We start from the raw sequence: 15,046 nt of genomic DNA on the forward strand, positions 1-15,046 counted from the left end.
CTCCCCCTCCCCCTCACCCGGCACGCGAGGGCCCGCACGGATCACATTTGACCGCAGGACCCGCAGGGCCCGCATGACCTGCAGGGGCTGTGCGCGGGCGACAGACTCCTCGCGCGGACGTGAACGCGCCCGCGTCCGCGCGAGGCCGCTCAGGAGACGCCGCCCAGCACCCGGAGCGCCACGGTGTCCCAGCGCGGGTCGTATCCCGGCAGGGCCAGGATGCGGCGCAGCAGCTTCTCGTCGCCGTGGTGGGCCAGGAACGCCTCGGCGACCGTGACTCCCTCCCCCGGCCTCGACACCACCTCCACGGCGTCGCCCACCGCCAGCACCCCCGGCTCCACCACCTTCAGGTAGGCCCCGGTGCGGCGCGCCTCGGTGAAGCGCCGGACCCAACCGGGCTCGTCCAGCCAGTTGCGGAACACCACGCACGGCACCCGCGGGCCGGTCACCTCCAGCAGCGCGGTGCCGACCCGCCACCGCTCGCCGATGAGCGCGCCGTTGACGTCGACGCCGGACACGGTGAGGTTTTCGCCGAACCGGCCGTTACGCAGCTCGCGGCCCAGCTCGGCCTCCCACCAGCGGTAGTCTTCGCGGGCGTAGGCGTAAACGGCGTGGCCCGGGGTGCCGTGGTGGGCCTGGTCGGCGCGCTCGTCACCGGCCAGCCCGTCGGCGCGCACCTCCACCCGATGTGTGACCGGCCTCTTGTCGATGGCCGTCCGTCCGAGCCTGCCCGCCCATTCGGCGTCTACAGCAGTGCCGACATTTACTGACATAACGCGCATGCCCGACGGTAACCCGAGCCGGGCCCCGCAGGCGATGGGCCACCGGAAGGCATGGGTTACCGGAAGGGACAGGGCACCGGCAGGGATAGATCACCGGGAGGCGTTGAGCCGGGAGGTGTCGTCGAGGTCGGCGAGCTGTAAGAGGGTCCGCAGCGCGGCCTGGCGGACCTCCTCGACCGAGTCGCCCCGCTCGCCGAAACAGTCGGCGGCCACGTCGAGCAGCGCCGTCACCACCGCCGCGTCGGGATAGGGGACGTCGACCACCACCTTGCCGTCATCCCCCACGGCGGCGGGCGTCAGATGGAGCCTGAGAAGCCGACGCGTCTCCTCCGCCACGGCAACCCCCAGCACCGCGGCACGCTCAAAGCGCTCAGCAGCGATCATGTCACCCTCCAGTCGCACAAGTGTTCGGGTGAACAACAAGCTAGCCAGCGCCACCGACAATTTCGTTCCCGGGAAATAGACTCGAACGGTGTCCGATAAGATCGTTTCTGTCCGAGACCTCATCGTCGACCTGGGCGGCAATCCGGTGCTCCAGGGCATGGAGCTCACCGTCAGCCGAGGCGAGACCGTCTCCGTCGTCGGCCCCAACGGGTGCGGGAAGTCCACGCTGCTGCGCTGCCTGGCGGGCCTGCAACCGGCCACCGGCGGCACCGTGGAGGTCTTCGGGGCGCCACCGGCCGACGAGCCCGCCTTCTGGCGCCGGGTGGCGCTGCTGGCCGACGAGCCCGCCTGGTATCCGGGGCTGACCGCTCGCGAGCACCTGGAGCTGATGCTGACCGTGCACGCCGGGCCGCGGCTGACGGTGGCGGACGCGCTGGCCGTGTTCGGTCTGGAGGAGCGCGCCGACGCGCCGCCGATGAACCTGTCCACCGGGCAGCGCCAGCGCCTGTCGCTCGCCGCCGCCCTGCTCAGGCCCAGCGACCTGCTCCTGCTGGACGAGCCGGAGCGCGGCCTGGACGCCGCCTTCCGCGAGCGGCTGGCCGGTCTCCTGGAGGCGTACACCGGCGAGGGCGGCACCGTGATCATGGCGACCCACGACGCGGCGCTCGCCGCCCGGGGCCGCGAGATCTCACCGGCGGGCGAGGTGACCCGATGAGCACCGTGCGGGACGTGCGGGCGTTCGTCCGCGCACGCCGTCGCCGTACGCCGTCCGGCGCGCTGGACCGGTACGCGGCCCTTTTCATGGCGGCGATGGCCATGGCCGTGCTCGGCAGGCCGGTCGCCGATGCCGTGGCGGGGCTGCGGGGACCGGCGGACCTCGCGGGGGTGGCGCCGGGGGTCGCGGTCATCCTGGTGGCGCTGGCCGGCGGGCTGGCGCTGGCGCGGGCGGTGGGGCCGGTGGCGCTGAGCGGCTCCGACGCCGGCTGGCTGGTGATGTCGCCGCTGGACCGCCGGGGGGTGCTGGCGCGCCCGCTGCGGATCCTGGCGGTGATCGCGCTGGTGACCGGCGGCGTGCTGGGGCTGGCGCTGCTGGCCCTGGTCGGGGCGCCCGACCAGCTGGTGTGGCGGCTGGTCGCGGCGATGGTCGTGGGGATCTCGGCGACCGCGGGCGGGATGGCGCTGGCGGTGCTGGCCCAGGCGTCCCACACGTGGCACATCTGGCTGACCGCCGTGGTGGTCGCCCTCCTCGTGACGGCCGCGGTCGCGGCGGTGGGCACGGCTGTGAGCACGGCGACGGGCACAGCGGTGAGCACGGCAACGGGCACGGTAGTGGGCACGGCGGCGGGCACCGGCGCCGCCGTGACTGCCGGCGCGTACACAGGCGTGGGCACAGGCGTGGGCACAGGCGTGGGCACAGGCGTGGGCACAGGCGTGGGCACAGGCGTGGGCGCGGGCGCCGACGGTGCCGGGAACGCCGGGGCGGGCGTGCCGTTCGGCGGGATCGCCGAGGCTGTCGCGCAGGCGCCGCTCGGGACGGTCGCGGCGGTGGCGGCGACGGCGGCGCTGATGGCCGCCCTGCTCGTCGCGCGGGCGTGGGCACGGGCGGGCCGGATCCCGGCGTCGGCGCTGCTGACCTCCTCCACCAGGGCAGGTCACCTGGCCACGGCGGCCGCGAGCCTCGACACCGGCGCGCTGACCTGGATGGCCGAGGACAACCACTGGCGTGCCAGGCGGCTGCGCTCGGCCCGCTGGCCGTCGCTGCCCGCGCCGCTCGCGCTGGCCTGGCACGACTGGTTGCGGACGGCCCGGCGACCCTGGCGGCTGACCGCCACGTTCGCGGCCGCCGCGCTGCCGGCGCTGCTGGCGCTGGCGGGCGCCGGCGCGCCGGCGAACGCGGCCGTGCTCGCCGGGGCGCTCGCGGTGGCGGCAGCGGGCGCCTCGGGGGCGCGCAGGGACGGCGACAACCCGGCCCTGGCCCGGCTGCTCGGCGTGGGCCGCCGGCCGGCGCTGCTGGCACGGGCCGTGCTGCCCGCGCTGACGAGCGCCGTGTGGGCGTCACTCGCCCTGGCGGGCCTGACCCTCGCGGGCGCGCTCCCGGCGGCGGCGGCGGGGGCCTGGTGGCTGTTCGGCCCGCTGATGGCTCCCGCGATGGCGGCCGGGGCGCTGCGCATGGCCAGGAGGCGGCCGGTCGACCACTCACTGCCCATCCTCAACACCGGGTCGGGGGCGCTCCCGCTGGGCCCGGTGTTCTGGGCCACCACGGGGCCGGACGTGGCGCTTCTCGGCGCCCTGCCGCTGGTGAACGCGCTGCTGTTCCCGCCGGCCGCGCTCACCTCCCTGCTGGTCGCCCAGGCGGTGACGGGCGCGGCGGTCCTGGTCGCGTACGTGATCAGGGCACGCTGACACGCGACCGGCCCGGCTCCGTACGCGGAGCCGGGCCGGGCCGGCGGGGTTACTTCTTGGTCTTGTCGGCGCCGCCGGAGTCGGTGGACAGGGCGGCGACGAACGCCTCCTGGGGCACCTCGACCCGGCCCACCATCTTCATCCGCTTCTTGCCTTCCTTCTGCTTCTCCAGCAGCTTGCGCTTACGGGAGATGTCGCCGCCGTAGCACTTGGCCAGGACGTCCTTGCGGATGGCGCGGATGTTCTCGCGGGCGATGACGCGGGCGCCGATGGCGGCCTGGATCGGCACCTCGAACTGCTGCCTGGGGATCAGCTCGCGCAGCTTCTTGGCCATGTCGACGCCGTAGCCGTAGGCCTTGTCCTTGTGCACGATGGCGCTGAAGGCGTCGACCGCCTCGCCCTGCAGCAGGATGTCGACCTTGACCAGCTCGGCCTCCTGCTCGCCGGCGGGCTCGTAGTCGAGCGAGGCGTAGCCGCGGGTGCGCGACTTGAGCTGGTCGAAGAAGTCGAAGATGATCTCGCCGAGCGGCAGCGTGTAGCGGATCTCGACGCGGTCCTCCGACAGGTAGTCCATGCCCTGGAGCTGCCCGCGCCGCCCCTGGCAGATCTCCATGATCGCGCCGATGAACTCGGCCGGGGCCAGGATGGTGGACTTGGTGACCGGCTCGAAGACCTGGGCGATCTTGCCGCCGGTGGGGAACTCCGAGGGGTTGGTGACGGTCAGCTCCGTGCCGTCCTCCATGACCACGCGGTAGACGACGTTGGGCGCGGTGGAGATCAGCGACAGGCCGAACTCCCGCTCCAGCCGCTCGCGGACGATCTCCATGTGCAGCAGCCCGAGGAAGCCGACGCGGAAGCCGAACCCGAGCGCGGCCGACGTCTCCGGCTCGTAGACCAGGGCGGCGTCGTTGAGCTGGAGCTTGTCGAGCGCCTCGCGCAGCTCCGGGTACTCGTCGCCGTCGATCGGGTAGAGGCCGGAGAACACCATGGGCTTGGGGTGCTCGTAGCCCGCCAGCATCTGCTGGGCGGACTTGACGGCCGTGGTGACGGTGTCTCCGACGCGCGACTGGCGCACGTCCTTCACGCCGGTGATCAGATAGCCCACCTCGCCGACGCCGAGGCCCGGCTCGGACGGCTTGGGCTCGGGCGAGATGACGCCGATCTCCAGCGTCTCGTGGGTGGCGCTGGTGGACATCATCAGGATGCGCTCGCGCTTGCCCAGGTGCCCGTCGATGACGCGGACGTACGTCACGACGCCCCGGTAGGTGTCGTAGACCGAGTCGAAGATCAGCGCCCGCGCGGGCGCGTCGGCGACGCCCACCGGGGCGGGGATCGTGGCCACCGCGTGGTCGAGCAGCTCGCGCACGCCCTCGCCGGTCTTGCCGGAGACGCGCAGCACGTCGGACGGGTCGCAGCCGATCAGGCCGGCCAGTTCCTCGGCGAACTTCTCCGGCTGCGCCGCCGGCAGGTCGATCTTGTTGAGCACCGGGATGATGTGCAGGTCGGCGTTCATGGCCAGGTAGAGGTTGGCCAGCGTCTGCGCCTCGATCCCCTGCGCGGCGTCGACCAGCAGGATCGCGCCCTCGCACGCCTGCAGCGAGCGCGACACCTCGTAGGTGAAGTCGACGTGGCCCGGCGTGTCGATCATGTTGAGCACGTGGCCGTCCCACGGCAGCCGGACCGCCTGGGACTTGATCGTGATGCCGCGTTCGCGCTCGATGTCCATCCGGTCGAGATACTGGGCGCGCATGGAGCGGTCGTCGACCACGCCGGTGATCTGCAGCATCCGGTCGGCAAGGGTCGACTTGCCGTGGTCGATGTGCGCGATGATGCAGAAGTTGCGGATCAACGCGGGGTCGGTCTGGCCAGGCTGAGTGCGCACCGAAGTCCGTTTCGACAGGGTTGAGGTCGAGCAGTCTTTCATGGTGACATGCCCGGGTGACTTCCCGAGCCGTCATCCGCCGCGGCCTGCGCCTGCTCGCACTGGCCTTGGCCGTCGTGGTCGTGCTGGTCGGCGTCATGGCCGCAGCGTTCCGGCTCCAGTTTACCGGCGCGCCCGCGGGCTGGGCGAAGAGCACCGGCAATGACGCCATGTGGCTGGGCCACATGTGGGTCGACGGCCGCTGCACGGAGCAGGACGTGCGCGACCTCGCCGCACGCCTGCGCACCACCGGCATCAAGGACCTGTACGTGCATTCCGGCCCGTTCGAAGAGGACGGCCGGTTAGATCCAGCCAAATACCCCAACGCCCGAAATTTCGTGCAATGGGCAAAGAAACATATGCCTGGCGTCCGCGTCTCCGCCTGGCTCGGCCAGACCGTCGAGGACGGCCTCGACCTGGACGACCCCGCCTCCCGCCAGAACGTCCTGAACGGCGTCGCCGCCATCATGAAGACCGGCTACGACGGCATCCACTACAACTTCGAGCCCATCGGCGACGGCGACACCGACTTCCTGGTGCTGCTGGACGAGACGAGGAAGCACACCCGCCTCCTGTCGACCTCCACGCCCCAGGTCGAGCCGTACCCGGGCATGCGGCTCGCCACCAGAGCCTTCCTCACCCACGACAAATACTGGTCGCGGGGCTTCTTCCGGGAGGTCGTGGACCGGGTCGACCAGGTCGCCGTCATGACCTACGACTCCGGCCTGCCCCTGCCATCGCTCTACGGCGGCCACGTCACCAGGCAGGCGGAACTGGCCCTGGAGCTGGTCCCGGAGTCCAAGCACGTGTTCGTCGGCGCCCCGGCCTACCATGACCACGACGTCCCGTGGAGCGACGCGGCCGAGAGCGTGGCGCTCGCGGCGCAGGGCGCCAAGCTGGCGCTCTCGGAGCACGGCCCGCGCGAGCGGTTCGGCCTGGCCCTGTACGTGGACTTCGCGGCCACCGCCGAAGACTGGCGGGAGTACACGACACAGTGGCTATCCTGAGCCTGTTGATTTGAGCTGGCAGCTCGATTATTGGTAGCCTGTTCAACTGCGTGTGGCGCGCCCTCTCTCGAGCCCGCGCGCTTCATCCATCACTTCAGACTTTCACCGAGGCTTCTTCGTGGCGAACATCAAGTCCCAGATCAAGCGCAACAGGCAGAACGAGAAGGCCCGCCTGCGCAACAAGGCGGTCAAGTCCTCCCTGAAGACGGCGGTCCGCAAGTTCCGCGAGGCTGCCGAGCAGGGCGACGTCGAGCAGGCCGCGGCGCTCCAGCGGGTTGCCGCCCGTCAGCTCGACAAGGCGGTCAGCAAGGGCGTCATCCACAAGAACCAGGCCGCCAACCGCAAGTCCGCGATCGCCAAGCAGGCCGCGGCCCTGGCCAAGTAAGGCTTCAGCGTAACGCCGCACCCTCTGACAGGGGTGCGGCGTTTTCTGTTGCGCCCCCGCTTCCCATACTCCGCTGGAAGAAGTATGTCTATGCGGAACGTGTCACAGTTTCAATATCACATGCGCATCGCCGCAGGATATCGGCTGTGTCACCGTTGAAATGCCGACCTTGCGGCCGGTGACCACACTGCTCAAGTGTTCACCTAAACGGGTGAATGGGGGTCACATGCGGGGGCCGTTGGTCGTCAAGCGGGCGTTCAGCGAGCCGCTGCTTCTGCTGGCGGCGTTCGGCTCGATCCTGCTCGCCACCACCACGCTCGTCGCGCTCACCATGTACGCCTCCTCGATCGCCGAGGCGGGCGTGCTTCGCACGATGGAGACCGCGCCGCTGCGGCAGATCGCCGTCACCGTGAGCGCCCCGGTGACGGCCGAGACCTTCCAGAAGCAGGACCAGACCGTCCGCCGCACGGCCGCCGAGGTGTTCGGCGGCGTGCCGGCCGAGATCTCCACCAGCTTCCGCTCCGACTCCTACGCGATGCCCGGCCAGCAGAACCGCAAGGTGCCCGAGTTGCTCAGGTTCGGCGCCTACGACGGGCTCGACAAGCACGCCAAGCTGGTCTCCGGAAGCTGGCCCGAGCCCGGCGGCGACGTGGTGCAGGCGGCGATCCCGTTGTCCGCGGCCTCGGCGTCCGGCCTGTCGGCCGGCCAGGAGATCAGCACCGAGGGCCGGCTCGACGGCAAGGCCGTCAGGGTGCGCATCACCGGCGTCTTCCAGCTCGACGACCCGTTCGGCGACCGGTGGGCCGGCGAGCAGCTCCTCAGCCGGGGCGTCGAGGCCGGGCAGTTCACCACGTACGGGCCCCTGATGGTGCCCCGTGAGACGTTCCTGTCCCGGTTCGCCACCAACGTCACCACCACGTGGACCCTCGTCCCCGGGGTTCGCGGCCTGACGCCTGAGCAACTGCGCCCCCTCGCCGCCTCCGTGGACGAGCTGCCCGCGGCGCTCAAGGCCGGCGGCTGCCCGTCCTGCCAGACCACCACGCGGCTGGCCGAGGTGCTGACCCAGCTCGACACCGCCTCGCTGGTCGCCCGTTCCACGATGCTCATCCCGGTGCTGCAGCTCCTGCTGCTCGCCGCGTACGCGCTCATGCTCACCGCCCGGCTGCTGGCCGACCACCGGCGGATGGAGGTCGCGCTGCTGCGCTCGCGCGGCGCCGGCACGCTGCGCCTGGCCGGGCTGGCGGGCGGCGAGGCGCTGCTGGTGGCGGTGCCGTGCGCGGTGGCCGCGCCGTTCCTGGCGCCGCCGCTGCTCGCTCTGATCAACGCGCTGCCGTGGATCGCGGCCTCCGGGGTCCGCCTGGCGCCGGTGGCGGACCTGGGCACGTTCCTCGTCTCCGCCGGCGTGGCCCTGGCCTCCGCCGTGCTGCTCATGCTGCCCGCCCTGGCCGGGGCGCGCCGCACGTACGTCGAGGAGCAGGCCTCGCGCGGCCGGGGCGGCGGGCGCGGGCTGATCCAGCGCGCGGGCGCCGACATGGCGCTGCTGGTCGTGGCGGCGCTGGCGATCTGGCAGCTCCAGCACTACGGCGCGCCGGTCACCACCACCGCCGGCGGCGGCCTGGGCATCGACCCCCTCATCATCTCCGGCCCGGCGCTGGCGCTGCTCACCGGCGGCATGCTCGGCCTGCGGCTGGTGCCGCGCATCTCCCGGCTGGCCGAGCGGCTCACGGCCAAGCGGCCCAGCCTGGCGCCGGCGCTCGGCGCGTGGCAGGTGAGCCGGCGGCCGCTGCGTTACTCCGGGCCCGCGCTGCTGTTGACCATGGCGATCGCGATCGGCATCGTGTCGATGGCCACCGCCTCCACCTGGCGGGCTTCGCAGCTCGACCAGGCGCGCCACCAGGCCGGCGCCGACCTGCGGCTGTCCGGGCCGCCGGAATCGCCCGACCTGGGGGTGTCCGGGCGCGGCACCGCGTTCACCGGGCTGCCCGGGGTGACCGCGGCCTCGCCCGCCTTCCGCGGCCAGGTCGACCTCAGCGGCCGGACCGTCACCCTGCTCGGCCTGGACGGCGGCAAGCTGGAGCAGCTCTTCCAGCTCCGGCCCGACCTGTCGGCGCAGCCGGTGGAGGCGATGTCACGCGGGCTGGTCACCGGCCGGTCCGCGGCCACGGGGCTCGAACTGCCCGGGCAGCCCGCCACGGTCACGGGTCAGGTGCGGATGAACCGCGACTGGCCGCTCCGGGTGCGGATCTCCGACGCGCTCGGCGTCTGGCACGACCTGCCCGTCACCGCCCTCCCCCGCGACGACGACGCGGGCACTCCCGGCGCGCCGTTCCGGCTGGACCTCAAGACGCTGGCCGGGCGGTCCGGGAGGATCGCCTATCCGCTGACGGTCCGCGGGTTCATCACCACGCCGCCGCCCGTGGACGAGGACGCGGTGCTCATCACGGTGTCCGGCCTGGCCGCCGACGGCCGCGACCTCGGCGCGCCCGACATCAGCATGCAGGTGGAGGGAGACCGGCCCGTCACGCGGGCGTTCGCCCCCCTGCCGGAGCCGGGCCGGCTGCCCGTCGTCATGACCGCCGACCTGGCCGCCGCCAACCAGCTGACGGTCGGGCAGCCCGGCCGGGTCAACCTGGACCGCCAGGTCATCGAGGTGACCCTCATCGGCGTGGTCGACCGGATGCCCACGACGGATCCCGCCCAGCCGGCCATGCTCGCCGACTGGGCGACGCTGCAGGAGCACGCTCTGGCCACGGGGCAGCTCGCCCGACCGGCGACGGAGTGGTGGCTGGCCGCCGAGGGCGGCGACACGGGGCCGGCGCGGGCGACGCTCCGCGGCCACCCGGAGTGGAACGTCACCGTGACCGACCAGCGGCAACTGGCCGCCGAACTGCAGGACGACCCGCTGGCCAGCGGGCTGCAGGGCGCGCTCATCCTCGGCTTCCTGGCCGCGCTGGTGTTCGCCGCCCTCGGCTTCCTGGTGAACGCCACCGTCGCGGCACGCGAGCGGATGGCCGAGTTCACGATCCTGCGGGCGCTCGGCGTGAGCTTCCGTCAGGTGTTCGGGCTGCTGGCGGTCGAGCAGGCGTTCGTCGTCGGGCTGTCGCTGGTGGCCGGCACCGCGCTCGCCCTGGTCGTGGGCAACCTCGTCGTGCCGCACATCGTGCTGACCGGGCAGGCGGCGGCGGTCACGCCGTCGGTGCTGCTCGACATTCCGTGGCTCGCGACGGCGGGCATGCTGGCGCTGGTGGCGCTGGTGCTGTTCGCCATCGTCGCCGGGCTGGCGCGCAATCTGCGCAGGCAAGGGCTCGGCCGGGTCCTGCGGATCGGGGAGGACCAGTGAAGCTCCTGCACCTGGCCCGCGTTCATCTCGGCGCGATGGCCGTGCTGCTCGCGCTGACGCTGAGCGCGTGCCTGCTCGTCGCCGGCCTGCCGCGCCTGACGCAGGCGGCCTTCGACGACGCGCTGCACGAGGCGCTGCTGAAGGCGCCCGCCGAGCGGATCGACCTGACGACGACGATGACGTCCGACTCCCCCGCCCAGGACCTGGGCGACGCCCGCCAGTTCGAGAAGCTCCACGGAGACCTGCGCGAGCTCCTGCCGGCGCCGCTCGACCGCCTGATCGCGTCCGCCGGCGCGAGCACCGGCCATTCCGCCGCCAAGACCTACGGCACGCCGGTCGAGGGCTCGGGCGGCAAGCGGTACATCAACCTCGCCTGGCTGTCCGACCGGGAGCGCCGGGTCACCTGGGTCGAGGGCCGGGCGCCGGGCGATCCGTCCATGACGACCTGGCACAACCAGCACATCACGCTCTTCGAGGTGGGCATGGTCCGCGAGGCCATGACCATGCTGGGCCTCAAGGTCGGCGACACGCAGATCCTCGGCGAGAACAACTATTCCGCCATCAAGATCGTCGGTGTCTTCGAGGCCAAGGACCCGGCCGACCGCTACTGGAGCCACAACGAGGACATCCGGCACCTGCTGACGCACCGGCCGGCGGGCAGCCTCGAGGAGGAGCTCCACGCCACCGCCCTCATCTCAGACACGGGCCTGTCCAAGCTCAGCGGGCGCGACCGCAACCTGACCTACTCCTGGGTCCTGCCCCTGCGGCCACAGGCGGCCACCGCACTGGACGTGCCGGACCTGGGCCCGGCGGTCATGGAGTTCGAGCGGCGGATGAAGGTGGCCGACGGGCTGCTGCCACGCCAGATCCTGCGGACCGGGCTGCCGGAGCTGCTCGGCGTGTTCCAGGCCGGCCTGGCGACCGCGCAGACCGTGATGTACCTGGTGCTCGGCGGGCTGCTGGTGGTCGCGCTCGGCGTGATCCTGCTGGCCGTGCAGCTCCTCGTCGACCGGATGGACCAGGCGCTCGGGCTGATGCGGGCGCGGGGCGGGGCGCTGCGGCAGGTCGCCCGGCTCGGCGCCGGGCTGGTCGCGCTCGCCGTCGTGCCCGCCGCCCTGATCGGGTACGGGCTCTCGTACCTCTTCCCCGGGCCGGTGCTGCCGCTCGTGCACGTGGGCCCGCTGCTCGTGGTGGTCGTGGCGGTGGCGTTCGCGGCCGCGCGGATCGCCGTCACCCACCGGACGCCGCTGAACGAGCGGCGCGACGACGTGGCCACCGCCCGGCCCTCCGCCAAGCGGATCACGCTGGAGGTGCTGGTCGTCGGCCTGGCGCTGGCCGGGGCGTACCTGCTGCGCACGCGCGGGCTGACGACGGACGTGCGGAGCGAGGGGCAGGACCCCTTCCTGCTGCTCGTGCCGCTCGCGCTCGCGCTCGCCGCGGGGCTGATCACCATGCGCTGCTACCCCTACCCGCTGCGGCTCCTGGTACGGATCACCGCCCGGATGCGGCCGGCCGTGCCGTTCCTCGGGCTGACGCGGGCGGCCCGGGCGCGCTCGTTCAGCGTGCTGCCGGTGCTGATCCTGCTGCCGGCGCTGGGCGTGTCGGTGTTCGCGTCGGTGATCTCCGGCGGCGTCGCCGACACGCAGCGGCTGGCGGCCTGGCAGAGCGTGGGCGCGCCCGCCACGATCGCCTCCGAGATCGAGCTGCCTCCCGACGTGATCGAACGGGTGCGTCGGGTGCCGGGCGTGACCGGGGTGGTGCCGGCGCAGGCCGCCACGGTCCAGGTCGGCTACACCCCGGAACAGGCCCAGCTCCTCGCGGTCGACCTGGGGCGCTGGCGGGAGCTGCTCGGCGGCTCCCCGATCACGCTGCCGTCACCGGGGACCGCCTCGTCCGGCATCCCGGCGCTGGTGTCCTCCGGGCTGAGCGGGCGCGGCACGTTCGAGATCGGCTGGAACTCGCGGCTGAAGGTCACCGCGACCGGCGAGCTGGACGCGCTGCCCGGCTTCTTCACCGAGGGCAAGTTCATGGTCGTGCCGTTCGACGTCGGGCAGCGGCCGGTGGTCAACACGCTGCTCGTGGGCGGGAACCCGGCCATGGAGGCGCTGCGGGAGGCCGCGCCGGACACCGTCGTGAAGACCCAGGCCACGGCTCTGGCGCAGATCCAGGACGACCCGCTGACCAGCACCGTGCGCACCACGCTGCTCGTGGTGACGATCGCGCTGGCCGTGTACGCGCTGGTCGCGGTGGTCATCACGCTGGTGATCGGCGCCGCCGACCGGGCCAGGGCGCTGTCGTTCCTGCGCACGCTGGGCCTGTCGGACCGGCAGGCCCAGCGGCTGACCGTCCTGGAGGTCATGCCGATGATCCTCGTCACCGCCCTGGTCGGGCTGGCGCTGGGGCTCGGCCTGCCGGCCGCGCTCGGGCCCGGCGTCGACCTGTCCGCCTACGCCGGCGGGCTGCCCGTCGGCGACTACGAGCTCGACCTGGTCACGCCGGTGGCGCTGGCCGCCGGGCTCACCGTCGTCGCCGTGCTCGGCGCGTACGCGCACACCGCCATCAGCCGGCGCCGCAGCCTCGGCGCCGTACTCAGAGTGGGTGATCTGTCATGAACCCGACCCTGTCCGAGCTGGAGGCGCAGGCCAGCCAGGGGAAGGCCGCCTTCGGCGGCGACGCGCACATCGTCTGCGACAACCTGGTGCGCATCTACAAGACCGAGGGCGTCGAGGTCGTCGCCCTGCAGGGGCTCGACCTGCTGGTGCAGAAGGGCGAGCTGCTGGCCATCGTCGGCGCGTCCGGATCGGGCAAGTCGACGCTGCTGAACGTGCTGTCCGGGCTGGACGTGCCCACCGCGGGCGTGGCCAAGGTGGGCGGCATGGACCTGCTGTCGATGACGGCCAAGGACCGGCTGCGCTACCGGCGTGAGGTGGTCGGGTTCATCTGGCAGCAAACGGCGCGCAACCTGCTGCCGTACCTGTCGGCGCGGGAGAACGTCGAGCTGCCGATGAAGCTCGCCGGCAAGGCCAGGCGCGGCCGGGCGGCCGAGTTGCTGGAGCTCCTCGGCGTCGGTTACTGCGCCGACCGGACGACTCCGGAGATGTCGGGCGGCGAGCAGCAGCGGGTGGCCATCGCGGTCGCCCTCGCCAACGCGCCGCAGCTCGTCCTCGCCGACGAGCCCACCGGTGAGCTCGACAGCGAGACGTCGGGGCAGGTGTTCGACGCGCTGCGCAAGGCCAACAGGGAGCTGGGCGTGACCGTGGTCGTGGTGACGCACGACCCGCTGGTGTCGGAGCAGGTGGACCGGACGGTCGGCATCCGCGACGGCCGCACCAGCAGCGAGACGCTGCGCCGCGAGGACGCCGAGGGCCAGATCATCGCCGAGGAGTACGCGGTGCTCGACCGCGTGGGCCGCCTGCAGCTGCCCCGCGACTTCATGAACGCGCTGGAGATGGAGCGCCGGGTACGCCTGGAGCTGGAATCCGACCATATCGGGGTATGGCCGGCGAGAGAGGAGTCGTCCGGTGAGCAGTGAGCCGCTGGTCGTCGTCGAAGGTGTCCGCAAGGTCTACCGCACCGGGCCCAAGGAGGTGGTGGCGCTCCGGGAGGTGTCGTTCGAGGCGTTCCCCGGCGAGCTCGTCGCCATCCGGGGCCGTTCCGGGTCGGGCAAGACGACGCTGCTCAACCAGATCGGCGGCCTCGACAAGCCCGACGCCGGACGGGTGGTCGTCGCCGGCCACGAGGTCACCTCGATGGCCGAGGACGCCCTGCTCGGACTGCGGCGGGACGTGGTCGGGTTCGTGTTCCAGTCGTTCGGGCTGATCCCCGTGCTGTCGGCGGCCGAGAACGTCGGCGTGCCGATGCGGCTCGCCCGCACCCCGGTCGAGGAGCGGGAGAAGCGCATCCGCATGCTGCTCGCCCTCGTCGGCCTCGAACAGCACGCCAACCAGCGCCCCTACGAGCTGTCCGGCGGCCAGCGGCAGCGCGTCGCCATCGCCCGCTCGCTGGCCAACCGGCCCCGCCTGCTCGTCGCCGACGAGCCGACCGGGCAGCTCGACTCGCAGACCGGCCGGCAGATCATGCAGCTCCTGCGCGCCCTGGTGCGCAGCGAGGGCGTCACCGCCCTGGTCGCCACCCACGACCCCGGCCTGATCACGCTGGCCGACCGGGTCCTGGAGATCAGCGACGGGGTGCTGCGAGAGGCCGCGCTGCAGGAGTCATGACGATCGCCGCCAGGTTCGCCGCGGCCACCAGCACACCCCCGGCCAGCAGCAGCGCCGGCATCCCGGTCACCCCCGCGAGCGGCGCCGCCACGGCCAGTCCCAGCGGCCGCGACGCGAACGAGATCAGCCCGTCGAACGATCGCACCCGCCCCAGCGCCGCCTCCGGGATCTCGTCGGCCAGCATCGTCTCCCACAGCGGGCTCAGCACCCCCAGCCCGAACATCGCCATCAGGTACGCCGCCGCGATCCCCCACGCGGGCAGCGGCACGGCCAGCGCCAGCAGTGGCAGCACGTAGAGCGCCGCGCCTATCTGCATGACCACCAGCGGCCTGCGCACCGGCAGCCTCGGCGCCACCAGCACGCCCAGCATCAGGCCAACCGTGCCGCTCTGCACGATCAGCACCCAGCTCGCCTCGCCGCCGAGCCGGCTCACCGCGGTGAGCGGGCCCAGCGTGAGGAACAGTCCGGCCACGAAGTGCCAGACCCCGTGCCCCAGCACCGCGACCACGAACCAGCGCCGTGCCCTGACCTCCCGCCAACCCTCCGCGAGCTCCTGCCGGAAGCTCCGCCGTCCGTCGTCCCGGCCCGCCCCCGGCCCCTCGCC

General features: G+C 72.7%; 12 protein-coding genes. 8 read left to right on the forward strand and 4 right to left on the reverse strand.

What is annotated here, in order from left to right:
* Positions 1-149: 149 nt before the first annotated feature.
* Both ADY59_RS41245 and ADY59_RS41250 read right to left on the reverse strand, forming a co-directional pair.
* Complete coding sequence (locus tag ADY59_RS41245; protein WP_331459571.1) at positions 150-773, reverse strand: MOSC domain-containing protein; 624 nt, start codon at positions 771-773, stop codon at positions 150-152.
* Positions 774-872: 99 nt separating this feature from the next.
* Positions 873-1,166 (reverse strand): hypothetical protein, encoded by a 294-nt coding sequence (locus ADY59_RS41250; RefSeq protein ID WP_156326063.1) that lies wholly within the window; start codon positions 1,164-1,166, stop codon positions 873-875.
* Positions 1,167-1,254: 88 nt separating this feature from the next.
* Here ADY59_RS41250 and ccmA point away from each other — a divergent pair, with 88 nt between their 5' ends.
* On the forward strand, positions 1,255-1,881 hold the full coding sequence (gene ccmA, locus ADY59_RS41255; RefSeq protein WP_049574863.1) for a heme ABC exporter ATP-binding protein CcmA: 627 nt from the start codon (positions 1,255-1,257) through the stop codon (positions 1,879-1,881).
* Positions 1,878-3,569, forward strand: coding sequence for a DUF6297 family protein (locus ADY59_RS41260; RefSeq protein ID WP_049574867.1), 1,692 nt, complete (start codon positions 1,878-1,880; stop codon positions 3,567-3,569). The genes ccmA and ADY59_RS41260 overlap by 4 nt, the downstream gene beginning before the upstream one ends.
* Positions 3,570-3,618: 49 nt before the next feature.
* On the opposite strand, the gene lepA is transcribed toward ADY59_RS41260, so the two are convergent.
* A complete protein-coding gene (gene lepA / locus ADY59_RS41265) occupies positions 3,619-5,451 on the reverse strand; it encodes a translation elongation factor 4 (RefSeq protein WP_156326064.1) in 1,833 nt (610 codons plus the stop codon).
* A gap of 56 nt (positions 5,452-5,507) precedes the next feature.
* Between lepA and ADY59_RS41270 the strand changes: the two genes are divergently transcribed.
* The 6 genes from ADY59_RS41270 (at position 5,508) to ADY59_RS41295 (ending at position 14,442) form a co-directional block, all read left to right on the forward strand.
* Positions 5,508-6,497: a hypothetical protein gene (locus ADY59_RS41270; protein WP_049574878.1), complete on the forward strand. Its 990-nt coding sequence runs from the start codon at positions 5,508-5,510 to the stop codon at positions 6,495-6,497.
* A 118-nt stretch (positions 6,498-6,615) separates the two neighbouring features.
* Entirely contained in the window at positions 6,616-6,882 is a 267-nt protein-coding gene (rpsT, locus tag ADY59_RS41275; RefSeq protein ID WP_049574879.1) for a 30S ribosomal protein S20, read from the forward strand.
* A gap of 226 nt (positions 6,883-7,108) precedes the next feature.
* Complete coding sequence (locus tag ADY59_RS41280) at positions 7,109-10,222, forward strand: ABC transporter permease (protein WP_049574880.1); 3,114 nt, start codon at positions 7,109-7,111, stop codon at positions 10,220-10,222.
* Positions 10,219-12,834: an FtsX-like permease family protein gene (locus ADY59_RS41285; protein ID WP_049574881.1), complete on the forward strand. Its 2,616-nt coding sequence runs from the start codon at positions 10,219-10,221 to the stop codon at positions 12,832-12,834. Before ADY59_RS41280 ends, ADY59_RS41285 begins: the two co-directional genes overlap by 4 nt.
* Complete coding sequence (locus ADY59_RS41290; RefSeq protein ID WP_049574884.1) at positions 12,831-13,754, forward strand: ABC transporter ATP-binding protein; 924 nt, start codon at positions 12,831-12,833, stop codon at positions 13,752-13,754. Before ADY59_RS41285 ends, ADY59_RS41290 begins: the two co-directional genes overlap by 4 nt.
* Positions 13,744-14,442, forward strand: coding sequence for an ABC transporter ATP-binding protein (locus ADY59_RS41295; RefSeq protein ID WP_231619141.1), 699 nt, complete (start codon positions 13,744-13,746; stop codon positions 14,440-14,442). The genes ADY59_RS41290 and ADY59_RS41295 overlap by 11 nt, the downstream gene beginning before the upstream one ends.
* Here ADY59_RS41295 and ADY59_RS41300 read toward each other — a convergent pair.
* Positions 14,399-15,046, reverse strand: a 648-nt coding sequence (locus tag ADY59_RS41300) for an MFS transporter (RefSeq protein ID WP_049574890.1), incomplete at its 5' end; no start/stop codon positions are given. The genes ADY59_RS41295 and ADY59_RS41300 overlap by 44 nt on opposite strands.

Source organism: Nonomuraea sp. SBT364 (assembly GCF_001083785.1).
Taxonomy (GTDB): Bacteria; Actinomycetota; Actinomycetes; order Streptosporangiales; family Streptosporangiaceae; genus Nonomuraea.

Excerpts from the sequence above, each read along its gene's own strand:
- ADY59_RS41245 (WP_331459571.1), bottom strand. The coding sequence starts at position 773 with ATGTCAGTAAATGTCGGCACTGCTGTAGACGCCGAATGGGCGGGCAGG.
- ADY59_RS41250 (WP_156326063.1), bottom strand. The coding sequence starts at position 1,166 with ATGATCGCTGCTGAGCGCTTTGAGCGTGCCGCGGTGCTGGGGGTTGCC.
- ADY59_RS41260 (WP_049574867.1), top strand. The coding sequence starts at position 1,878 with ATGAGCACCGTGCGGGACGTGCGGGCGTTCGTCCGCGCACGCCGTCGC.
- ADY59_RS41280 (WP_049574880.1), top strand. The coding sequence starts at position 7,109 with ATGCGGGGGCCGTTGGTCGTCAAGCGGGCGTTCAGCGAGCCGCTGCTT.
- ADY59_RS41290 (WP_049574884.1), top strand. The coding sequence starts at position 12,831 with ATGAACCCGACCCTGTCCGAGCTGGAGGCGCAGGCCAGCCAGGGGAAG.